Source organism: Chromobacterium phragmitis, from assembly GCF_003325475.1.
GTDB lineage: Bacteria > Pseudomonadota > Gammaproteobacteria > Burkholderiales > Chromobacteriaceae > Chromobacterium > Chromobacterium phragmitis.
Map to the genome: position 1 here is coordinate 4,420,488 of NZ_CP029495.1, position 19,061 is coordinate 4,439,548.

Here is a 19,061-nt window from a genome sequence, read left to right on the forward strand (position 1 = left end):
ATTCATCTTGTCCCAGAATAGTACCGCCGCGCTGGAAGGCTTCTTCGCCAGCCTCTCCGAGGCCAACCAGCAATGGATGCAGCAGTTCGTCAATTCCCTGTCGCAGGCGCCCGCCCCCGACGCCGCCAGCCATCCTCTCGCCGGCGCCTGGACCCAGCTGATGAACCAGACCAACCAGCTGTTCTCGCTCCAATCCAGCCTCTACCAGCAACAGCTGAACTTGTGGTCGCAATTCCTGGGCCACGCCTCCGGCGACCAGCCCGCCGCCGCGCCGGGCGCCAAGCCGGCCGACCGGCGCTTCGCCTCGCCGGAGTGGAGCGAGCATCCGTTCTACAGTTTCCTCAAGCAGAGCTACCTGCAAACCTCCAAGTGGATGCTGGAACTGGTGGACAAGACCCAGATCGACGAAGAGGCCAAAGACAAGCTGGCCTTCGCCACCCGCCAGTACCTGGACGCGATGTCGCCCAGCAACTTCATGCTGACCAATCCGGACGTGGTCAAGCGCGCGATCGAGACCAAGGGTGAGAGCCTGGTCGAAGGCATGAAGAACATGCTGGACGACATCCAGAAGGGCCACATCTCGATGTCGGACGAAAGCAAGTTCGAAATCGGCCAGAACCTGGTGGTCACGCCGGGCCAAGTGGTGTTCCGCAACGAGCTGATCGAGCTGATCCAGTACACCCCCACCACCGACAAGGTATACGAAAAGCCCCTGCTGTTCGTGCCGCCCTGCATCAACAAGTACTATCTGATGGACCTGCAGCCGGACAACTCCATGGTGCGCCACTTCGTCGCGCAGGGTTACCGCGTGTTCTTGATCAGCTGGCGCTCTGCGGTGGCCGAGATGAAGCATTTCACCTGGGAAACCTATATCGAGAAGGGCGTGTTCGAAGCGGCGGAAGCGGTGCAGAAAATCACCAAGCAGCCGACGATGAACGCGCTGGGCTTCTGCGTGGGCGGCGTCATCCTCACCACCGCGCTGTGCGTGGCCCAGGCCAAGGGGTTGAAATACTTCGACTCCGCCACCTTCATGACCTCGCTGATCGACCATGCCGAGCCGGGCGAGATCTCCTTCTTCATCGATGAGAACGTGGTGGCCGGCCGCGAGGCCAAAATGGCAGCCGGCGGCATCATCAGCGGCAAGGAAATCGGCCGCACCTTCGCCAGCCTGCGCGCCAACGACCTGGTGTGGAACTACGTGGTCAACAACTATCTGCTGGGCAAAACGCCGGCGCCGTTCGACCTCCTGTTCTGGAACAACGACGCGGTGGACCTGCCGCTGCCGATGCATACCTTCCTGCTGCGCCAGTTCTACATGAACAACGCGCTGGTGCGTCCGGGCGCCATCACGCTGTGCGGCGTGCCCATCGACATCTCCAGGATCGACGTGCCGGTCTACATGTTCGCCGCGCGGGACGACCACATCGTGCTGTGGGACTCCGCATTTTCCGGCCTGAAATACCTGAGCGGCGCGCCCAGCCGCCGCTTCGTGCTGGGCGCGTCCGGCCATATCGCCGGCTCGATCAACCCAGTCACCAAGGACAAGCGCAATTACTGGGTCAACGACAAGCTGCCGCTGCAGGCGGACGAATGGCTGGAAGGCGCGGAAAGCCTGCCCGGCAGCTGGTGGAAGGACTGGGACGCCTGGCTGGCGCCGCAATCCGGCAAGCAGGTGGCCACGCCCAAGAGCCTGGGCAGCAAGGAGTTCCCGCCGCTGTTGCCGGCCCCGGGCAGCTACGTGCTGGCCAAGGCGATGCCCAGCGTCGCCGCCAGCCTGCAATAAGATTCAGGACGATAGGCCACTGACAGGTTCACTCGCCCGTACAGGGCGGCATGGCCCGCCGCCGCGCGGGCCGCAAGCAAAAGGAGAAGAAACATGGAAGTCGCAATCGTAGCGGCGCAACGCACCGCCATCGGCAGTTTCGGCGGCGCGCTGGCCAAGGTGCCGGCGCCGGAGCTGGGCGCCACCGTGATCAAGGCGCTGCTGGAAAAAACCGGCGTCAAACCCGAAGACGTCAGCGAAGTGATCCTGGGCCAGGTTCTGACCGCCGGCAGCGGCCAGAATCCGGCGCGCCAGGCGCTGATCAAGGCCGGCCTGCCGGTCGCCACCCCGGCCTCCACTTTGAACGTGGTATGCGGCTCCGGGCTGCGCGCCGTCCACCTGGGCGTGCAAGCGATTCTGGCCGGCGACGCCGACATCGTCATCGCCGGCGGCCAGGAAAGCATGTCGCTGTCGCCGCACATCCTGCCCGGCTCACGCGACGGTTTCCGCATGGGCAATGCCCAACTGGTGGACACCATGGTCAACGACGGCCTGACCGACGCCTACAACGCCTACCACATGGGCATCACCGCCGAAAACGTGGCGGCCAAGTACGGCATCGGCCGCGAAGAGCAGGACGCGCTGGCGCTGCAATCGCAGCAGCGCGCCGCCGCCGCCCAGAAAGCCGGCAAGTTCAAGGACGAGATCGTCCCAGTGCTGGTGCCGCAGCGAAAAGGCGATCCGCTGGCTTTCGACGCCGACGAGTTCATCAAGCATGACGCCAGCGCGGAAGGCATGGCCAAGCTGCGCGCGGCCTTCAAGAAGGACGGCACCGTCACCGCCGGCAATGCCTCCGGCATCAACGACGGCGCCGCCGCCGTGCTCTTGATGTCCACGCAAAAGGCTGACCAGTTGGGCCTGAAGCCGCTGGCCATCGTCAAAGGCTACGCGCTGACCGGCTGCGAACCGGAAATCATGGGCATCGGCCCCGTGTCCGCCACCCGCAAGGCGCTGTCCAAGGCCGGCTGGAAGCTGGAAGACCTGGACCTGGTGGAGGCCAACGAAGCCTTCGCCGCCCAGGCGCTGGGCGTGGCCAAGGAGCTCGGCTGGGGCCCGGACAAGGTCAACGTCAACGGCGGCGCCATCGCGCTGGGCCACCCCATCGGCGCGTCCGGCTGCCGCGTGCTGGTGACTCTGCTGCACGAAATGCAGCGCCGCGGCTCGAAGAAGGGCCTGGCCACGCTGTGCATCGGCGGCGGCATGGGCGTGGCGCTGGCGGTCGAGCGCCCGTAAGCGCGCATCCCGCCAAGAAAAACCCGCCGGCGCGCCGGCGGGTTTTGTTTTGTCCCATGCCGGCGGGCATCAAGCCAACCAGCTCGCGCCCAGCCTCCGCTCAAGCGCTCCCCGCAACGCGGCCATATCGTTGCGCGCGTCGTCGTGGCACAGCGTCGCCAGGCCCGCGGCGGCGGCCGTATCCAGATTGCGCCGGCTGTTGTCGATGAGCAGGCACTGCGCCGGCCGCAAGCCCGCCAGCCGGCAAGCATGCTCGAAAATAGCCGCGCCCGCCTTGCTCACGCCCGCCTCCGCCGACACCACGATGGGGTCGAACCATGCATCCAGCCCATGCATCCGGCGCAGGCAATCCATGCGGTCCGCCTTGTTGTCGGTGATGATGCCCAGCCGGACGCGGACACGCAGCCGCCGCGCCAGCGCCAGCACGCCTTTGTTCATCGGCGTGCTGCGGAAAGCGGCGTCCAGCAAACCATAATCGATATCCTGCCCCAGTTCGCGGCACACCTCCGGCCACACGTCCGCATGCGTCAGCCGTCCCAACAATAGGGCATCGTTATGCCGCTCCAGTGCCTGATCGACGTGCGCGAATCCCAGCCCGGTCGCCTCTCCCAAATAACGGTTGGTGGTGTCGGAGCCGTGCTTGTCGGTGGTCAACACGCCATCGAAGTCGAAAAACACTGCCTCCATCACGCCGCCTCCCGGCACACCCCGCCTACCGCCACCCATTGTTCCGCCCAGCGCGCGCTCAACTCGCAGGGGTTGCCCAATGGGCCCCCTTGCAACAGGAGCAAGTCTCGACGCAAATGCAGGCTCAGCGCCGCCGCGGCGACGCCGGTGGCAGCATCCTCCAGCGCCGGATCCAGATGGTTGAAGTTGCGCCCCTGATAACGGCCTTCGCCAAGCCGCGCGTAGACATAGCAGCCGTTGACGCCCGTCGAGCGTCCCCATTCGACGATGCGGGCCAGATTCGGCGACAAGCGGTTCAAATCCTCTGTCGCGGCCAGCTCGACCAGCAGCTTGGGGCTGCCCGCCGACGCCAACGCCGGCGGCGAGACGATGCGCTCCGCTTCGCAACCCAGCGCGCCGGCGAGCCAATCGCGCGGCGGCGCGGCCGCCAAAACGGCTTGCGCCTGAAGATGGAACAGGATGCGCCCCTCTTCCCTCTCCAATTTCAGCCTTTGCCCGCCGGCGGTCCGAAGCGAGGCTGGCAACACGCCGTCGCGCTTCTCCAGCCAGGCCGCGGCAGCCAGCGAGGCATGCAGGCACAGCGCGCTGCGGGCGTGGGGATAGTAATAGTCCAGCGTCGCCGCCTCGTCCGGCGTGGATCCGGGCCCGACGAACACGCAGGCCGGCGCGCCCAACTCCCGCGCCGCCTGCTGCCTTTGCGCCACGCTTAGCCTCTCCGCCGCCTTGCCATGGCATACCAAAGCCAGATTGCCGCTATCCGGCCCGGTTCCGAAACAACGAAATGCCTGAATCTCCAACGCGATGCCCTCTCCTGCCCATTGCCGACAACCTGCCGGCCAGTCAAAATGTCAAGATCATAAAAAACCCAAGCATGCCATGTCCGTCCCGGAAATCATCGTCTGCGATCGCGCGCATCCGGAAGCCGAGGCGGCTATCGCCGCCGGCCTCAATCAATACAACGACCAGCAAGCCGGCTACGCCGATCGCCAGCCGCTGTCGGTGCTGGTGCGGGACCCCGCCAGCGGCGAAGTGCTGGGCGGCGCGTACGGCCGTTCCTCGTTGGGATTGCTGTTTCTGGAGTTGTTCCATCTGCCGCCAGCGTTGCGCGGCCAGGGGCTGGGCAGCCGCGTCCTCCAGGCTTTCGAAGCCGAAGGCCGCAAGCGCGGGTGCCGCCACGCGGTGCTGTACACCATGCGCCTGCAGGCGCCGGGCTTTTACCAAAGCCGCGGCTGGCAGGTGTTCGGCGAAATTCCGTGCGAGCCGCCCGGCAACAGCAGAGTCTTCCTGCGCAAGGCCCTGTAGCCTCAACCGCCATCCAGCAGAAAACGGGGCCCGCTGCCGCGCTCGCCCGCCGCATCCTCCGGGTTGTACAGCCGGCAACGCTCCAGGGATAGACAGCCGCAGCCGATGCAACTGTCCAGCTGATCGCGCAGGCGGCACAGCGCGTCTATGCGCGCCTGCAATAAAGGCCGCCAGTTCCGGGATATCCGCGCCCAATCATCCGCGGTGGGCGTGCGTTGCTGCGGCAGCCCCGCCAACGCCGCGCCGATGTCCTGCAGACTCATCCCCATCGCCTGCGCCACGCGGATGAAAGACACCCTGCGCATCGCGTCGCGCCGGTAGCGGCGGGTCTTGCCCGCCTCTCCGACGCTATGGATCAATCCTTTCGACTCGTAAAAACGCAATGCGCTGGCCGCCACGCCGGTGCGCTTGGCCAGCCGGCCTATGCTGATGGTGAACGTTTCCATTTGCTCATTGACTTCAAGTTCACTTGAACTTTGATACTAACATCGCCACCACTCATTACGCGAACGACATGAGCCATATCCAGATCGTCTATTACTCCAGCAACGAAAGCACCCACCTGTTGGCCGAGGCCATCCAGCAAGGCGCCGCCGAACATGGCCGCGCCCGCCTGCTGCGCATACTGCCTCAACACATCCAGCACGGCCGCTACCCGATCCAGGCCTTCTCCGACGAGTTGCAAGACGCCAGCGCCATCATTTTCGGCAGCCCCACCTTCATGGGCGGCCCCGCCGCTCAGTTCAAGGCCTTCGCCGACGCCAGCAGCGCCGGCTGGTGCCGACAGGCCTGGGCCGACAAAGTCGCCGCCGGCTTCACCATCGGCGGCAACCTCAACGGCGATCAGCAATGCACGCTGGCCTACTTCGCCACCTTGGCCGCGCAGCACGGCATGCTGTGGTGCGGACTGGACATCGCCGCCGGCCATCATCCGGACGGCTTGAATCGCCTGGGATGCCAATTGGGCGCCACGGCGCACAGCCCCGACGGCAAGCTGCATCCGGCCGATCTGGCCACCGCCCGCCATTTGGGCCAACGCGTCGCCAAGCTGGCGCGACGCATGCAAGTCCCTTCGCAGACACAGGAGAAAACGACATGACGCCAGATATCCAAGGCGTGGACCACATCCACGTCTACGCGCGCGACCGCGCCGCCGCCGAAGCCTGGTACCGCCGCGTGCTCGGCCTCGTCCGCGTGCCCGAGCTGGCGTTCTGGAGCCCCGGCCGCGGACCGCTGACGCTGGCCAATGCCGCCGGCACGCTCAAGCTGGCGCTGTTCGAACGCGCCGACGCCGCCGCCGGCTCCGTGATCGCGCTGGGCGTGGACGCGGCCGGCTTCCTGCGCTGGCGCGAACATCTGGGGCTTGAACTGGGCAAATGCCCGGACGCGGTCGACCACGACGTTTCCTGGTCCATGTATTTCACCGACCCCGACGGCAACGGCTACGAGATCACCAGCCATGATTACGCCGAACTAGCGAAAAGTCTGCCCTAAAGAAACGGCCGCGCATGAAAAAACCTCCTGTCCGTGCCTGGCAGGAGGTTTTTCGCCTCTCCGACCCGATGGCCGGCAGTCTCGGCCTCGCGGGCCGCGGTTGGGAGCGTCAGCGCGAGCGACGCCTAGTGGGGCACGATGATGGGCGCTTCCGGCGCATGCTTCTTCTGATGCTTGGCCGCCCGTTTTTCCTTCGGCGTCAACAACGGCTGTTTTTTCGACTCCTTGTTGCTGTGTCTGGATTTACTCATGATTCGCTCCTGATTGGTCGAGCGTCGGCATGACCGACACCGGTCTCAGTATAGGTAGGAATCGATGGGGATGCCGCGGGCGCAACAAAAATGCCCTGGACATGGCGATTCAATGGAGAAAAGTTGCCAAATCAATAAATGCCATTATCATGTCAATTCCACGCTTGCCTCCATGCCGGCAAGACGATAAAACGACAAGGAAAACCACGATGAAGCATTTTTTGATCACTTTCGCCCAGCTGTGCAATGTCGCCGGCCGCCCCGGCCATCGCCGCGCCAAGCATCGCTGAAGCCGCACGTTCCACGCCAGGCCGCGCCAGCGGATGAGCATGCCAGCCATGAGCGGCGCTCATCCACTTGCGCGGCTTTTCCATTGCTTACAGAATGCATGGAATCACCCCACCGGAGCCGGCATGAATACCCTAGCATCCCCGCAACTGGACACCATTCCGCAACGCATCGCCTCGCTGCGCGCCGCCATGGCGCGCGCCGGCGCGGACGCCTGTCTGGTGCCTTCGTCCGATCCACATCTTTCCGAATACCTTCCCCATCGCTGGCAGGCCCGCCAGTGGCTGTCCGGCTTCACGGGATCGATGGGCACGCTGATCGTCACCGCCGGCTTCGCCGGCGTCTGGGCCGACAGCCGTTATTGGGTGCAGGCGGAGCAAGAGCTGGCCGGCAGCGGCGTGCAGCTGATGAAGATAGACACCGCCGCCAGCAGCCTGCATCTGCAATGGCTGGCCGACAACCTTCAACCCGGCCAGACCCTGGCCGTGGACGGCGATGTGCTGGGACTGGCCGCGGCCAAGGCGCTGCAGGCCGCCCTGGAGCCGCGCGGCGTCGCGATCCGCTCCGACATCGACCTGATCGACGCGGTCTACCCCGGCCGGCCGGCGCTTCCCGCGGCCGCCGTTTACCCGCATGGCGCGGCCCACGCGCCGGAAAGCCGCGCCGCCAAGCTCGCCCGCGTGCGCGAAGACATGGCCAAAGCCGGCGCCGAGCGCCACTTCATTTCCACGCTGGACGACATCGCCTGGCTGTTCAATCTGCGCGGCGCCGATGTCAGCTACAACCCGGTGTTCATCGCCCACGCGCTGATCGAAGCCGACCAGACCACGCTATTCGTAGCGCCGGGCAAGATTGACGCCGCGTTGGCCGCCCAGCTGGCGGCCGACGGCGTCAAGGTGGCCGACTACGCCGCCGCCAAGCCGGCCCTCGCCGCGCTGCCCGCCGGCGCCTTGCTGATCGATCCGCGCCGCGTCACGCTGGGTCTGCGCCAGGCCGTGGCCGAAACCGTGCGCGTCATCGAGGCGATCAATCCCAGCACGCTGATGAAGTCGCGCAAATCCGCGGCCGAAGCCGAGCACGTGCGCCGCGCCATGGAACAGGACGGCGCGGCCCTGGCCGAGTTCTTCGCCTGGTTCGAAGCCAACGTCAACCAGAGCCGCATCACCGAGCTGACCATAGACGAACAGATCACCGCCGCCCGCGCGCGCCGCCCCGGCTTCGTCTCGCCCAGCTTCGGCACCATCGCCGGCTTCAACGCCAACGGGGCGCTGCCCCACTACCACGCCACGCCCGAAGCGCACAGCGAGATCCAGGGCGACGGCCTGCTGCTGATCGACTCCGGCGGCCAATACCTGGGCGGCACCACCGACATTACCCGCGTACTGGCTGTCGGCAGCCCATCCGCCGAACAGAAGCGCGACTTCACCCTGGTGCTGAAAGGCACGCTGGCCTTGTCCATGGCCCATTTTCCGCGCGGCACCCTGTCGCCGATGCTGGACGCGCTGGCCCGCGCGCCGCTGTGGCAGCAGGACATCGACTTCGGCCACGGCACCGGCCACGGCGTAGGCTATTTCCTCAACGTGCATGAAGGTCCGCAAAGCATCTCGCGCGCGGTGCCGGAGCCGCACATGGCGATGCAGGAAGGCATGATCACGTCCATCGAGCCCGGCGTGTACCGCGCCGGCCAATGGGGCGTGCGCATCGAAAACCTGGTGCTGAATGTGGCGTCGGATAAAAACCAGTTCGGCGACTTCCTGAAGTTTGAAACGCTGACGCTGTGTCCGATAGACCGGCGCTGCATCGACATGTCCCTGCTCGCCCAGCCGGAAATCGACTGGCTGAACGGTTATCACGCCGAGGTGCGCGCCCGCCTGCTGCCGCTGGTGGACGGCGCGGCGCGAGATTGGCTGCTGGCCAATACCGAAGCGCTGTAAACTGCGGCTTTGCTGACCACAGGCCATGCTGCGCGGCATGGCCTGTTTGTTTTCAAGGAAGCACCCATGCCGTTCGACCGCCTGAATGATCTGCGCCTGTTCCAGGACGCCGCGCAGCTAGGCAGCTTCTCCGCCGCCGGCCGCAAGCACGGCCTGTCGCCGGCGGCCGCCAGCGCCTGCATCCTGCGCATGGAAGACGCGCTGCGCGTCCGCCTGTTCGAGCGCACCACCCGCAAGCTGCGGCTCACCGAATCCGGCGAAACCTATCTCGCCTACTGCCGCCAGGCGCTCGACTTGCTGGAGGAAGGAGAGCACAGACTGCAGCAGGCGCAGCGCGAACTCAGCGGCCTGATCCGCCTGTCGGCGCCATCCGACCTGGGGCGAAACCGGCTGCTGGAATGCCTGGACGGCTTCGCCGCGGAATATCCCGGCGTGCATTTCTCGCTGGCGCTCAACGATACGCCGGCCAACTTGATCGGCGACGACATCGACCTGGCCATCCGCTACGGCCAACCGGCCGACAGCAGCCTGGTCGCGCGGCAATTGGCCGCCAGTCGCCGCGTGGTGTGCGCCGCGCCGTCTCTGCTGGAGAGAATGGGCGCGCCCGTCCATCCGCAAGATCTCGCGCAGTTGCCTACGCTGACGCTGACCACCGGCCTCGGTCCGATGAACGAATGGCGCTACCGCGAACGCGGAGAACACAAAACGCTGCGGCTGGAGCGCGCGCGGCAGAGCAACGACGGCGAGGTGCTGCGCCGCTGGGCGATCCAGGGGCACGGCTTCGCCTACAAGTCGCAGCTGGACATCGCGGCCGACCTCGCCGCCGGCCGGCTGGCCACGGTGCTGGACGATTACTTCACCGAGCCGGCCCCGCTGCATCTGCTCTTCCCCGGCCACCGGCTGCAGCCGGCCCGCATTCGCCGCCTGATTGATTATCTGCTGGATCACTTCACCCGCTAGGAAAGGATGGACATGGCTGAAACCCGCCAGTCGGATGGCCTGTTAACGCTGCTGCGCGGCAAGGAAGCCGCGCTGCATCGATTCGATGTCCGCCGCGATCCCGACCTGCTCGACGCGCTGCTGAACGACGGTTTCCATGAAATCGGCCGTTCCGGCCGGGAGTACGGGAAACAGTCCATCATCGCGTCTTTGTTGCAAGAATCCGCGGACGACGCGCCAGAAATCCGCTCGCAGGACTACCGACTCACGCTGCTGGCGGACAATGTCGCCCTGTTGAATTACCGCTCCGCCCACCTCCATGCCGACGGCCGTGTGGAAAATCACGCGCTGCGCGCATCCATCTGGAAGAAAACGAACGGCGTGTGGCGGCTGGCGCATCATCAAGGCACGCCAACCGACCGCTTCCCGGTCGCCTGAGCCGCCGCAGGCTCGCCCTGGGCCGCCCCGCGCAGTCCATATCCAAGCAGGATCGCGTCAAACTCTCCGGAACGGGCGAGGCGCTGGATGCCCTTGTCGAAAATGCCTATCCACTTGGGCGTCTGCGGGTTCTTCTTCGAAAATCCGGTGTACTGAGGCAGCCTTCCCAGCACGCCGGCGGCGGAAAATCTGCCGCGCAAATGGCGCTGGCCGACCATGTAATCGACGGTGAACGCATCCTCGTTGAAGACATCCACGCGCCCGGCGTCTATCAATTTGAGCATGTTCAGCACGGAGTCGCCGGAGGCGATGGATACCACGGATCCGTCGCTCGCCTGTTTCCCGGCCACCAGATAGTTTTCGTATTCCGGCGACACGCTGCCGTAGTTGTAGCCTGCGATGGTGCCGACCACCCGTCCGTGAAGGGAATCGAGGCCTCGATACCGCCAGCGCTTGCCGCGCTTCACGTAAAAGGTTTGAACCAGGCTGATCCATGACTCGCCCGACAAGGCTATGCTCCTGGAGTTGTTCGGGTTCAGCATCGGAATCACGTCGAATGAGCCTTCCTCCACGCTGAGCAAAGCACGCTTGAAATTCGAGCGGCGGAAAGACAATTTGTAGCCCAACGGCTGGTAAATCGCCTTCAGCACTTCCACCGCGATGCCCTGTTTGCCTCCTTCTGCCGCCGGGTCGCATACATAGGGACAGTAATCGAACAACGCCACCCGAATCTCGCCGCCGGCCTCCGCTTGCGCGCCGAAACTTCCCAACAGGAAAAGCGCGAACACAGCATGTCGTCTCATGGGAAAGCATCCTCTCGGCCGACCGCGGACCGCCCGCGCCGTCCCGCCGCGTTTTGCATGATAGCCATCGCAGCGCCGTCCGCGTCCCTCATCCCGCCGCGGCCGCCCCTCCCAGGGCAACCGGCAAGCCCGCCGCCTTCCAGTCTGGATAGCCATTCACCAGATGGCGCGCGCGACGCCCTGCCGCATGCAGCATGGCGGCCGCCTGCGCCGACAGCGCGCAATACGGCCCGCGGCAGTAGGCGACGATCTCCAAGTCGGCCGGCAAGCACCCCAGCCCGCTCTCCAATTGCTCCAGCGTCAGATTCACCGCGCCAGGCAGATGGCCTTGGGCATACTCCTCGCTCGGGCGCACATCCAGCAGCAGCACATCGCCGACACGCATGCGCGCCAGCAACTCCTCGCGGGAGATGCTTTCCGCCCCGCCCGCTCCCGCCAAGCCCGCCGCCAAACTGGCCAGCTCCGCGCGCCGATGCTCGACGCATTGCCGCAAGGCCGCCAGCAACGGGATCACCGGACCGCCGCCCAACCGGTAACGCACATGCTTGCCATCCCGCCGCGACTGCACGAAACCCGAACGCTTCAGTTGCTGCAGATGCTGGGACGCGTTGGCCACGCTCAGCGCCGCCTGCTCGGCCAGCGCCTCCACGCTCCACTCGCCCTGCGCCGCCAACTCCAGCAGCAGCAAGCGATGCGGACTGCCCAGCGTGCGGGCCAGCTCGGCGAACTCATCCAGCATTCCATGCGATCGAATATCCGTCCGCATTGACAGTCGCCCCTTTATCATATCATCATTCAAATAATAAATTGAATGTTAGTTTAGCAAACCCCATCCTCATCCGCGAGCGGAAAGAAAGGAATCCAGATGAACCTTAACTGGCAACTGCTGATTTTCGCTGTGCCGCTGGGCACAGGCGCCACGCTGGCCATGGATCTGTGGGCGCTGCTGCTGAAAAAGGCTTGCGGCATTCCTTCCCTGGATTACGCGATGGTCGGCCGCTGGCTGGGGCATTTGCCGCGCGGCCGCTTCCGCCATGCCGGCATAGGCCGCGCCGAACCCATCGCCGGCGAGAAGGCGCTGGGCTGGTTCGCCCACTACCTGACAGGCATAGCTTTCGCGGCAGCGCTGCTGGCCTTGCAGGGGCATGCATGGCTAGCCCGCCCCACGCTCGGTCCTGCGCTGATTTTCGGACTGGCCAGCGTGGCCGCGCCCTTTTTGATATTGCAGCCCGGCATGGGCGCCGGCCTCGCCGCTCGCAACACGCCCAATCCTGGCGGCGCCCGCCTGCGCAGCCTGTCCGCCCACGCGTCCTTCGGCCTGGGGCTGTATCTGGCCGCCTGGCCGCTGGCGCTTTGCCTGCGCTGACAACGGGGAAACCCGTCCCGAAGTCCGCCGTTAGCGGTTATTAGCAATCTTTCCGTACCGCTCGCGCCCAAGCGGCAATACAATGCAGCCGAAATGCTTCATCGGCGCGACGCGCGCCCAACGCGACACGGAACAATAATGAGAATTCTCCCCCTGCTCAGCCTCGGCCTGCCCCTGTTTTCCACCCTGGCCCGGGCAGCCGAGCCCGCGGCCGAATCCCCGATAGACCGCTATGGTCAGCAGATATTCAAAAGCAGCAGAGCCATCGGCATGACCATGGTGGTGATAGACAAACATCAGACCCAGATGCGTTTCTACGGCGAGACCCGATCCGGCAGCCGCCAGCCGCCCAACGCCGATTCCTTGGTCCGCATCGCCAGCATCAGCAAGGCCATGACCGGCGAAGTGCTCACTTCATTGGCGCTGGAGCGCAAAGTGAGGCTGGACGACCCGTTGCAGAAATACGCGCCGGCCGGCTTGGCGCTGCCCGCCGCGGCCCAGCCCATCACCCTGCTGAACCTGGCCACCCACACCAGCGGCGTGCCGCGCGAAATGCCGGGCGAAAAGCCGCAGGACACGCCGGTTTTCGTCTGGCCCAATGTCCAGCAACGCTGGAGCTGGCTGGCCGGCACCAAGAACAAGCTCGCTCCCGGCCAGCGCGCGCAATACTCCAATCTCGGCTTCGACCTGCTGGCCGACGCGCTGTCCCGCGCCGCCGGCAAGCCCTATCCCATGCTGTTCCAGGAAAAGATCACCACCCCGCTGGGCATGAAGGACACCACCTTCCACCCGAGCGCCGCCCAATGCGCGCGGTTGATGGAGGGCTACGGCGCCAGTCCCTGCGTCGACACCACGGCCGCGATAGGCAGCGGCGGCATCTACTCCACCCCGCGCGACATGCAGCGCTGGCTGCAGGAGCTGCTCTACCCGCAAAACGAGGCCCGCCGCCAGCTGCGCGACCAGACCCTGCGCATGCATATCCAACGCGCCGCCCTCGGCAGCCTGCGCGGCATGGACGTGGCAGGCCAGGCCGACCAGCTAGGCCTGGCCTGGATACGGATGGAGCCCAGCCCCGACTCGCCGGAAATCATCCAGAAAACGGCTGGCGGCGGCGGCTTCCTGGGCTATGCCGCGCTGGCGCCGCGCAACGAAGTGGCGGTATGGGTGGGCCTCACCCGCAGCGGCGGCACCCGCTACCAGCACCTGAGCAACGGCGTGAACCGGCTGGTGGCGGAACTGAGCGGCTACAAGCCGGCGGCCGCTCCCGTCCCCGCGCCCAAACCTGTCTCCGCCAAAGTCAAATCCGCCCGCGCCAAGACGGCGGCCGCCCACGCCAAACCCGCGGCAGCCCATGCGAAAAAGGACGCGCGGAAAACCGCCGGCCCCAAAGCCGACGCGGCCAAGGCCGGCGGCAAACAGAAGACGCACACCGTCAAGACGTCGGCACATCGGCCGCAGTGAGCGCGAAGCGCGCGATCTCGTCCTTGCGCATGAAATGCACGCCCGGATGGCTCTGGGCGTAACGGATGAAGGTCTCCAGCGCCCGCACCCGCGCCGGCGTGCCGGAAATGCGGTCGTGGGTGCTGATCGACATCATCCGCCGGCGATGGCCGGCCTCCTGGTACAGCAGGTCGAATTCCGCCTTCAGATCGGCCAGGTAGGCATCCACCGTCAATGCCGGCGCATCGTAACGGACAATGTCATTGTTGCGCAGCGTGTACGGCACCACCATGAAGGGCTTGCCGTTCACCGGCACCGTGAACGGCTCGTCGCGGCTGATGTCGTCGATGTGGTAGACGAAGCCAAGTTCCTGCAGGATGCCCAGCGTGTTGGGCGTGCCCCGCAGCCAGAAGGCGTTGAAGCCTGTCGGCCGCGTGCCGGTGGCGCGCTCGATGCTGGCGATGCTGGCCAGGTAGCCGGCCCGCTCCTGCGCCGGCGTCATCGAGAACTGCGGCTCCCAGGTCTGGCCGTGCCCGGCCGCCTCGTGCCCGCGTTCGACGATCTCGCGCGCCAGTTGCGGATGGCGGTCCACCGCCTGGCCCACCATGTGCGAGGTCACCTTAACGCCGGTGCGCTCCCACAAGTCCAGCATCCGGGGAATGCCCTCCTTCACGCCGTAGTCGTACCAAGTCTGCATCGGCAGGTCCGGATACTTCGGATCCAGCGGCGAGAATGGGCCGCTGGCGCCGCGCTCCGGCTGCGCGCCGGCTTCGAACTGCATGGAAATGGAAATCACCAGCCGGGCATCGCCTGGCCAGAACCCGGTGCGCTCAAGCTTGCCGTTCGCCATCTGTCCCGCTCCCTGCTTGGCCGCCCAGGCCGGCCCCTGCGCCATCGCCAGGCTGGCGCCGCCTGCCGTAGCGCCTGCCAGAAACTGGCGGCGGTTGATCGGTAAGGTTTTCTTCATCTCATCCTCCGGCTACAACAGGCCGCCGCCATCCACGTCCAGCACCGCGCCGGTGAGAAAAACGTTGCCCATCGCAAACAAATACGCCTGGGCCAGATCCTGCGGCCGGCCCACCCGGCCCAGCGGCAAGCCTGAAGCGATGCGCGCCATCGCCGCCTTGCGGCTTTCTGCGTCCGCCTCGCCCCACAGCTCGGTATCCACCACGCCCGGGCTCACCGCGTTGACGCGGCGCGGCGCCAGCTCCTTGGCCAGATTCCGGGCAGCCGCTTCCAGCGCGGCGTTGACCGTGCTCTTGAGCAGGCCGCCCGCGCCATACTTGCGCGAGAGCAGGCCGGTGGTGAAGGTGATGGATGCGTCGGCGGACAAGTAAGGCAGCGCTTGCTGAACCGCCAGCAAGTTGCCGAACAGCTTCACGTCGAAAGCATGGCGAAGATCGTCGCGGGTCGCGTCCGCCAGTTTGGGCGAACCCACCCGCGCCCCTGCGGTCAGCACCAAGTGGTCGACCTGGCCGATGCTGGCGAAGGCGTTGCACAAGCTGTACAGGTCGGTGACATCGGCGTGCACGCTCTGCCACGGACCAGGCTGAGCCGACGAGCGGCCCAGCACGTAAACCTGCGCCCCCGCTTCGGCGGCCGCCAACGCCACCGCCCTGCCGATGCCGGAGGTGCCGCCCAGCACCGCCACCGTCTTTTGTCGCAGAAACCCGCTCATGGCTTCAACGCTCCTAATTGCTTCAGCAAGGTCAGGTTGTCTTCCAGATGCCAGTTTTCGGCGATGCGCCCGTTCTTCACCCGGTACAGGTCGAAAGCCTGGAAATCCACCGACTGGCCATTGCCCTGGATATCGCCGAACTTGCCGCTGAAGTGGCCGGTGAAATGCAGGCGTAGCGCCACCCGGTCGGCGGCCAGCACCATATCGGTGACCTCCACCTTCAGATCCGGCACCGCGGCGCGGAAAGTCTGCGAGGCCTGCAGCGGGCCGGCCGTGCCCTGGCGACGGCCTTCCGGCAGGGTCCGATCGAGAAAGTCCGGATCCAGCGCCAATTCGGCGTAGCGCGGATCGCCGGTATTCCAGAACGCGGCGTAACGCAAGGCGGCCAACTTCACCGCCGCGGCGCTTCCGCCGTTGCGCTCGGAAAACACCCGAGCCGGTTGCGGCAGCGCATCGGCGGCCATCGCGGCGCCGGCGGCAAAAGCCAGCAGACCGGCGGAGATCAGATGGGAAAGACGGTTCATGTCGACTCCTGTTGGTGTGTGGGAGTCGATTATCGAGCCGGTCTAGCTGATTGATAATTGGCCAATCAATTGGATAATTATCTTGTTGAATTTGAAAATAACACCCAAATCGCTTCCATGGCGACCCATCGCGCTACACTTCCGGCCATTCCCTCCAGGCAAACGCCATGCCCTCACTCGACACCGCCCTGGAACACGTCTATCAGGTTTTCTCCGCTGCCGGCAAACCGCGCGCCATTCCGGCCTGCCCCTGTTGTCTGAGCCTTGACGAAACGCGGGCCTTGCTTGCCATGCCGCTGAAAACGCGGACGCCGGCGCAACTATCGGGCTATGCGAAAAAGTCTTTCTCGCCTGCGGCGGACAGGACGATTACCGCAACCTGCTGCCCCGCATTCTGGATATCGCCGTTTGTGACGGCGAATGGTGGCCGGATCGGGAAATCGTCTTGAGAAGTCTGGGACTCGCCAACTGGCAATCGTGGGAAAGCGAAGAAATACAGGCCATTGAAGCGCTGCTCCATGCAGCTTTCGACCGCTTGCCAAGTGACCGGGAAAAACAGGGACGACGGATCGATGCATGGATTTGCGGGCTAGCCATGGCGGGAATCGATGTCCAACCCTATCTGCGCAAACTGAACGCGCCTGCCGCCGCCGAAGCGCTGCTGGCCTATTTCGAACACAACGCCCAGCAACTGGCCAAAGGCAGGCTGGCCAATAGCGATGGGAAGAGCGGCGCCGGCCAATCCGTCATCGCCTGGCTCGAATCCGCCGAGATCCAGGACAGAATCTGGCGCCATTACGGCTCAGCCTGAGCGCAAATGCAAAAGGCGACCGCGGGGTCGCCTTTCCAGAGGGTGACGCGATGCGCGAACTCAGGCGCGCACGTCTATGTTCCGCCCCAGATGGGCGGGATTGGAAGCCTGAATCTGCTGGGCGGACTGCTCCGCCCCCTGCAGCAGCGTCAGCGTAGACTGCGCATCCGCCTGCATGGCTTTCTTCAATGCGAACACCTGAGCGCCGCCGCTGACATTTTGCGCGTTGACTTGACTTACCGCATTCATATCCCCACCTCCTGCAAAAGCTGCAAAGTGCATCACTAATCCGCAGTTTAGCGCCATGCCCGTCAGCGGCAAAGCAAAACTGTTAGAATGTGATCCAATTCCCACTTCTTGACGACAGGAAAACACACATGAGCGCACCCCGTCACAGCCCTCTGCTGATTCTTGGCTCCGGCCCGGCCGGCTACACCGCAGCCGTCTACGCCGCGCGCGCGAACCTGAATCCGGTAGTCATCACCGGCATGGCTCAGGGCGGCCAGCTGATGACCACCACCGACGTCGACAACTGGCCTGCCGACGCGGAAGGCGTGCAGGGTCCGGAGCTGATGCAGCGCTTCCAGCAGCACGCCGAGCGCTTCGGCACTGAAATCCTGTTCGACCACATCCACACCACCCACCTGAGCGAGAAGCCGATCCGCCTGGTGGGCGACGCCGGCGAATACACCTGCGACGCGCTGATCATCGCCACCGGTGCCTCCGCCCAGTACTTGGGCCTGCCGTCGGAAGAGGCCTTCTCCGGCAAAGGCGTGTCCGCCTGCGCCACCTGCGATGGCTTCTTCTACCGCAACCAGGATGTGGCGGTGGTCGGCGGCGGCAACACCGCGGTCGAGGAAGCGCTGTACCTGGCCAACATCGCCAAGCATGTCACCCTGATTCACCGCCGCGACACCTTCCGCGCCGAGAAAATCCTGGTAGACAAGCTGATGAGCCGCGTCGCCGAAGGCAAGATCAGCCTGAAGCTGAACGCCACGCTGGACGAAGTGCTCGGCGACAACACCGGCGTGACCGGCGTGCGCGTCAAGCTGAACGACGGCGGCAGCGAAAACCTGGCGCTGACCGGCGTATTCATCGCCATCGGCCACAAGCCCAACACCGACATCTTCAAGGGTCAGCTGGAAATGGACGCCACCGGCTACCTGATCACCAAGGGCGGCCGCGACGGCAACGCCACGCTGACCAGCATCGACGGCGTCTTCGCCGCCGGCGACGTGCAGGACCACATCTACCGCCAGGCCGTGACCAGCGCCGCCTCCGGCTGCCAGGCCGCCCTGGACGCCGAGCGCTACCTCGACAGCCTGAAGTAAACGCCGGCCCTGCATCATGAAGACCTTCAAGGACTCTCTGAAGGGCCTTCGCCAGACGCTGCGCCAGGCCACCCCGCCGCGGGCGGCCTGGCCGCAGCCTGCAGTGCCCGAGGAAGCCGATTTCCGCCAATCGGTCGGCAAGGTCAAGCCGCTGAAGCCTGACGACCGTCACCATCCTCAGACCCCCAAGCCCAGTCCCCGTCCGCGCAAGCCCAGCCAGGGCCCGGCGCTGCACGCCGCCGCCTGCCAGGAAATCCTGCAGCATCAGATAGGCTGGTTCGAACCCACCCACCAGCTGCAACAGTACGCCCGCCCGGGCATGCCGTCGGCCACGCTGAAGCGGCTGCGCCAAGGCAATTGGCCGGTCTGCGCCCAGCTGGACCTGCACGGCTACACCCGCCATCAGGCGCAAGACGCGCTGGCGCTGTTCATCCACCGCGCCCGCCACCGCGGCCAATGCGTGAAGGTGATACACGGCAAGGGCTTCGGCTCCCCGCAGGGAGAGCCGGTGCTGAAAAAGCTGGTGCGCAGTTGGCTTCAGCACCACCCCGACGTCCTGGCTTTTTGCGAGGCGGAAGCCGGCAGCGGCGCGGGCTCCTTGCTGGTGCTGCTGCGCCGCCCTCCGCCCGGAGACATCGGCGATCAAGGATAACGTGACAACCGCCAGGCGAATCCGCTAAGCTCAAACCAAGGCGGACCCCTGCACACTACCAGGAGTTA

The 19,061-nt window shown here is 65.4% G+C and carries 25 protein-coding genes; 14 read left to right on the forward strand and 11 right to left on the reverse strand.

The features are described from left to right. Positions 1 to 76 precede the first annotated feature (76 nt). Together DK842_RS20840 and DK842_RS20845 are read left to right on the forward strand one after the other, a co-directional pair. Complete coding sequence (locus tag DK842_RS20840; RefSeq protein WP_408608694.1) at positions 77 to 1,783, forward strand: PHA/PHB synthase family protein; 1,707 nt, start codon at positions 77 to 79, stop codon at positions 1,781 to 1,783. Positions 1,784 to 1,876: 93 nt separating this feature from the next. Beyond that, a complete protein-coding gene (locus tag DK842_RS20845; protein WP_114063191.1) occupies positions 1,877 to 3,055 on the forward strand; it encodes an acetyl-CoA C-acetyltransferase in 1,179 nt (392 codons plus the stop codon). Positions 3,056 to 3,124: 69 nt separating this feature from the next. On the opposite strand, the gene DK842_RS20850 is transcribed toward DK842_RS20845, so the two are convergent. Beyond that, positions 3,125 to 3,742 carry an HAD family hydrolase gene (locus DK842_RS20850; protein ID WP_114063192.1) on the reverse strand — a complete coding sequence of 206 codons (618 nt, stop codon included), beginning with the start codon at positions 3,740 to 3,742 and terminating at the stop codon, positions 3,125 to 3,127. Further along, positions 3,742 to 4,539 (reverse strand): PhzF family phenazine biosynthesis protein, encoded by a 798-nt coding sequence (locus DK842_RS20855; RefSeq protein ID WP_168194946.1) that lies wholly within the window; start codon positions 4,537 to 4,539, stop codon positions 3,742 to 3,744. The genes DK842_RS20850 and DK842_RS20855 overlap by 1 nt, the downstream gene beginning before the upstream one ends. 79 nt (positions 4,540 to 4,618) lie before the next feature. Here DK842_RS20855 and DK842_RS20860 point away from each other — a divergent pair, with 79 nt between their 5' ends. Further along, complete coding sequence (locus DK842_RS20860) at positions 4,619 to 5,044, forward strand: GNAT family N-acetyltransferase (RefSeq protein ID WP_114063194.1); 426 nt, start codon at positions 4,619 to 4,621, stop codon at positions 5,042 to 5,044. A 2-nt stretch (positions 5,045 to 5,046) separates the two neighbouring features. Here DK842_RS20860 and soxR read toward each other — a convergent pair whose 3' ends face one another. After that, positions 5,047 to 5,490 carry a redox-sensitive transcriptional activator SoxR gene (gene soxR / locus DK842_RS20865; protein WP_114063195.1) on the reverse strand — a complete coding sequence of 148 codons (444 nt, stop codon included), beginning with the start codon at positions 5,488 to 5,490 and terminating at the stop codon, positions 5,047 to 5,049. A gap of 23 nt (positions 5,491 to 5,513) precedes the next feature. Between soxR and DK842_RS20870 the strand changes: the two genes are divergently transcribed. Together DK842_RS20870 and DK842_RS20875 are read left to right on the forward strand one after the other, a co-directional pair. Further along, entirely contained in the window at positions 5,514 to 6,143 is a 630-nt protein-coding gene (locus DK842_RS20870; protein ID WP_232538547.1) for a flavodoxin family protein, read from the forward strand. Further along, on the forward strand, positions 6,140 to 6,538 hold the full coding sequence (locus DK842_RS20875; RefSeq protein WP_114063197.1) for a VOC family protein: 399 nt from the start codon (positions 6,140 to 6,142) through the stop codon (positions 6,536 to 6,538). Before DK842_RS20870 ends, DK842_RS20875 begins: the two co-directional genes overlap by 4 nt. Before the next feature lie 125 nt (positions 6,539 to 6,663). On the opposite strand, the gene DK842_RS24165 is transcribed toward DK842_RS20875, so the two are convergent. Both DK842_RS24165 and DK842_RS23180 read right to left on the reverse strand, forming a co-directional pair. Further along, positions 6,664 to 6,789 carry a hypothetical protein gene (locus DK842_RS24165; RefSeq protein WP_268877734.1) on the reverse strand — a complete coding sequence of 42 codons (126 nt, stop codon included), beginning with the start codon at positions 6,787 to 6,789 and terminating at the stop codon, positions 6,664 to 6,666. Between the two features lie 152 nt (positions 6,790 to 6,941). Continuing rightward, on the reverse strand, positions 6,942 to 7,163 hold the full coding sequence (locus DK842_RS23180; RefSeq protein ID WP_145964108.1) for a hypothetical protein: 222 nt from the start codon (positions 7,161 to 7,163) through the stop codon (positions 6,942 to 6,944). A gap of 63 nt (positions 7,164 to 7,226) precedes the next feature. Between DK842_RS23180 and DK842_RS20880 the strand changes: the two genes are divergently transcribed. From DK842_RS20880 to DK842_RS20890, 3 genes are all read left to right on the forward strand, one after another. Continuing rightward, a complete protein-coding gene (locus DK842_RS20880) occupies positions 7,227 to 9,011 on the forward strand; it encodes an aminopeptidase P family protein (protein WP_198414743.1) in 1,785 nt (594 codons plus the stop codon). 66 nt (positions 9,012 to 9,077) lie between these two features. Then, a complete protein-coding gene (locus DK842_RS20885) occupies positions 9,078 to 9,971 on the forward strand; it encodes a LysR family transcriptional regulator (protein WP_114063199.1) in 894 nt (297 codons plus the stop codon). 12 nt (positions 9,972 to 9,983) lie between these two features. Beyond that, positions 9,984 to 10,388: a nuclear transport factor 2 family protein gene (locus DK842_RS20890; RefSeq protein WP_168194947.1), complete on the forward strand. Its 405-nt coding sequence runs from the start codon at positions 9,984 to 9,986 to the stop codon at positions 10,386 to 10,388. Here the strand turns inward: DK842_RS20890 and DK842_RS20895 are convergent. Next, positions 10,352 to 11,191, reverse strand: coding sequence for a substrate-binding periplasmic protein (locus tag DK842_RS20895; protein ID WP_168194948.1), 840 nt, complete (start codon positions 11,189 to 11,191; stop codon positions 10,352 to 10,354). The two genes, DK842_RS20890 and DK842_RS20895, sit on opposite strands and share 37 nt — an antisense overlap. A gap of 88 nt (positions 11,192 to 11,279) precedes the next feature. Next, the gene (locus tag DK842_RS20900) at positions 11,280 to 11,930 is read right to left on the reverse strand and encodes an ArsR/SmtB family transcription factor (protein WP_114063202.1); all 651 of its coding nucleotides are present in this window, start codon (positions 11,928 to 11,930) and stop codon (positions 11,280 to 11,282) included. 126 nt (positions 11,931 to 12,056) lie between these two features. Between DK842_RS20900 and DK842_RS20905 the strand changes: the two genes are divergently transcribed. Together DK842_RS20905 and ampH are read left to right on the forward strand one after the other, a co-directional pair. Beyond that, positions 12,057 to 12,557: a DUF2938 domain-containing protein gene (locus tag DK842_RS20905; protein ID WP_114063203.1), complete on the forward strand. Its 501-nt coding sequence runs from the start codon at positions 12,057 to 12,059 to the stop codon at positions 12,555 to 12,557. Positions 12,558 to 12,695: 138 nt separating this feature from the next. Next, positions 12,696 to 14,018 (forward strand): D-alanyl-D-alanine-carboxypeptidase/endopeptidase AmpH, encoded by a 1,323-nt coding sequence (gene ampH / locus DK842_RS20910; RefSeq protein ID WP_114063204.1) that lies wholly within the window; start codon positions 12,696 to 12,698, stop codon positions 14,016 to 14,018. On the opposite strand, the gene DK842_RS20915 is transcribed toward ampH, so the two are convergent. The 3 genes from DK842_RS20915 to DK842_RS20925 are packed head-to-tail and all read right to left on the reverse strand — an operon-like array spanning position 13,990 to position 16,199. Next, the gene (locus DK842_RS20915; protein ID WP_114063205.1) at positions 13,990 to 14,964 is read right to left on the reverse strand and encodes a polysaccharide deacetylase family protein; all 975 of its coding nucleotides are present in this window, start codon (positions 14,962 to 14,964) and stop codon (positions 13,990 to 13,992) included. The genes ampH and DK842_RS20915 overlap by 29 nt on opposite strands. Before the next feature lie 12 nt (positions 14,965 to 14,976). Next, positions 14,977 to 15,675 carry an SDR family oxidoreductase gene (locus DK842_RS20920; protein WP_114063206.1) on the reverse strand — a complete coding sequence of 233 codons (699 nt, stop codon included), beginning with the start codon at positions 15,673 to 15,675 and terminating at the stop codon, positions 14,977 to 14,979. Beyond that, positions 15,672 to 16,199: an ester cyclase gene (locus DK842_RS20925; RefSeq protein ID WP_114063207.1), complete on the reverse strand. Its 528-nt coding sequence runs from the start codon at positions 16,197 to 16,199 to the stop codon at positions 15,672 to 15,674. Before DK842_RS20925 ends, DK842_RS20920 begins: the two co-directional genes overlap by 4 nt. A 167-nt stretch (positions 16,200 to 16,366) precedes the next feature. On the opposite strand from DK842_RS20925, the gene DK842_RS23185 reads away from it, so the two are divergent. After that, positions 16,367 to 16,648 carry a hypothetical protein gene (locus DK842_RS23185; RefSeq protein WP_145964109.1) on the forward strand — a complete coding sequence of 94 codons (282 nt, stop codon included), beginning with the start codon at positions 16,367 to 16,369 and terminating at the stop codon, positions 16,646 to 16,648. Between the two features lie 146 nt (positions 16,649 to 16,794). After that, the gene (locus DK842_RS20935) at positions 16,795 to 17,010 is read left to right on the forward strand and encodes a hypothetical protein (RefSeq protein WP_114063209.1); all 216 of its coding nucleotides are present in this window, start codon (positions 16,795 to 16,797) and stop codon (positions 17,008 to 17,010) included. Positions 17,011 to 17,070: 60 nt separating this feature from the next. Here the strand turns inward: DK842_RS20935 and DK842_RS20940 are convergent, their stop codons facing one another. After that, entirely contained in the window at positions 17,071 to 17,259 is a 189-nt protein-coding gene (locus DK842_RS20940; protein ID WP_114063210.1) for a putative motility protein, read from the reverse strand. A 128-nt stretch (positions 17,260 to 17,387) separates the two neighbouring features. Between DK842_RS20940 and trxB the strand changes: the two genes are divergently transcribed. Then, positions 17,388 to 18,341: a thioredoxin-disulfide reductase gene (trxB, locus tag DK842_RS20945; protein WP_114063211.1), complete on the forward strand. Its 954-nt coding sequence runs from the start codon at positions 17,388 to 17,390 to the stop codon at positions 18,339 to 18,341. A gap of 16 nt (positions 18,342 to 18,357) precedes the next feature. Continuing rightward, positions 18,358 to 18,993 (forward strand): Smr/MutS family protein, encoded by a 636-nt coding sequence (locus tag DK842_RS20950; protein WP_114063212.1) that lies wholly within the window; start codon positions 18,358 to 18,360, stop codon positions 18,991 to 18,993. Positions 18,994 to 19,061: the final 68 nt, after the last annotated feature.

What these genes read in the sequence shown, in the direction of transcription:
- DK842_RS20840 (WP_408608694.1), top strand. Translation starts at nt 77, where the DNA reads ATGCAGCAGTTCGTCAATTCCCTGTCGCAGGCGCCCGCCCCCGACGCC.
- DK842_RS20845 (WP_114063191.1), top strand. Translation starts at nt 1,877, where the DNA reads ATGGAAGTCGCAATCGTAGCGGCGCAACGCACCGCCATCGGCAGTTTC.
- DK842_RS20850 (WP_114063192.1), bottom strand. Translation starts at nt 3,742, where the DNA reads ATGGAGGCAGTGTTTTTCGACTTCGATGGCGTGTTGACCACCGACAAG.
- DK842_RS20860 (WP_114063194.1), top strand. Translation starts at nt 4,619, where the DNA reads ATGTCCGTCCCGGAAATCATCGTCTGCGATCGCGCGCATCCGGAAGCC.
- soxR (WP_114063195.1), bottom strand. Translation starts at nt 5,490, where the DNA reads ATGGAAACGTTCACCATCAGCATAGGCCGGCTGGCCAAGCGCACCGGC.
- DK842_RS20875 (WP_114063197.1), top strand. Translation starts at nt 6,140, where the DNA reads ATGACGCCAGATATCCAAGGCGTGGACCACATCCACGTCTACGCGCGC.
- DK842_RS24165 (WP_268877734.1), bottom strand. Translation starts at nt 6,789, where the DNA reads ATGAGTAAATCCAGACACAGCAACAAGGAGTCGAAAAAACAGCCGTTG.
- DK842_RS23180 (WP_145964108.1), bottom strand. Translation starts at nt 7,163, where the DNA reads ATGGAAAAGCCGCGCAAGTGGATGAGCGCCGCTCATGGCTGGCATGCT.
- DK842_RS20885 (WP_114063199.1), top strand. Translation starts at nt 9,078, where the DNA reads ATGCCGTTCGACCGCCTGAATGATCTGCGCCTGTTCCAGGACGCCGCG.
- DK842_RS20890 (WP_168194947.1), top strand. Translation starts at nt 9,984, where the DNA reads ATGGCTGAAACCCGCCAGTCGGATGGCCTGTTAACGCTGCTGCGCGGC.
- DK842_RS20895 (WP_168194948.1), bottom strand. Translation starts at nt 11,191, where the DNA reads ATGAGACGACATGCTGTGTTCGCGCTTTTCCTGTTGGGAAGTTTCGGC.
- DK842_RS20900 (WP_114063202.1), bottom strand. Translation starts at nt 11,930, where the DNA reads ATGCTGGATGAGTTCGCCGAGCTGGCCCGCACGCTGGGCAGTCCGCAT.
- DK842_RS20905 (WP_114063203.1), top strand. Translation starts at nt 12,057, where the DNA reads ATGAACCTTAACTGGCAACTGCTGATTTTCGCTGTGCCGCTGGGCACA.
- ampH (WP_114063204.1), top strand. Translation starts at nt 12,696, where the DNA reads ATGAGAATTCTCCCCCTGCTCAGCCTCGGCCTGCCCCTGTTTTCCACC.
- DK842_RS20915 (WP_114063205.1), bottom strand. Translation starts at nt 14,964, where the DNA reads ATGAAGAAAACCTTACCGATCAACCGCCGCCAGTTTCTGGCAGGCGCT.
- DK842_RS20920 (WP_114063206.1), bottom strand. Translation starts at nt 15,675, where the DNA reads ATGAGCGGGTTTCTGCGACAAAAGACGGTGGCGGTGCTGGGCGGCACC.
- DK842_RS20925 (WP_114063207.1), bottom strand. Translation starts at nt 16,199, where the DNA reads ATGAACCGTCTTTCCCATCTGATCTCCGCCGGTCTGCTGGCTTTTGCC.
- DK842_RS23185 (WP_145964109.1), top strand. Translation starts at nt 16,367, where the DNA reads ATGCCCTCACTCGACACCGCCCTGGAACACGTCTATCAGGTTTTCTCC.
- DK842_RS20935 (WP_114063209.1), top strand. Translation starts at nt 16,795, where the DNA reads ATGGCGGGAATCGATGTCCAACCCTATCTGCGCAAACTGAACGCGCCT.
- DK842_RS20940 (WP_114063210.1), bottom strand. Translation starts at nt 17,259, where the DNA reads ATGAATGCGGTAAGTCAAGTCAACGCGCAAAATGTCAGCGGCGGCGCT.
- trxB (WP_114063211.1), top strand. Translation starts at nt 17,388, where the DNA reads ATGAGCGCACCCCGTCACAGCCCTCTGCTGATTCTTGGCTCCGGCCCG.
- DK842_RS20950 (WP_114063212.1), top strand. Translation starts at nt 18,358, where the DNA reads ATGAAGACCTTCAAGGACTCTCTGAAGGGCCTTCGCCAGACGCTGCGC.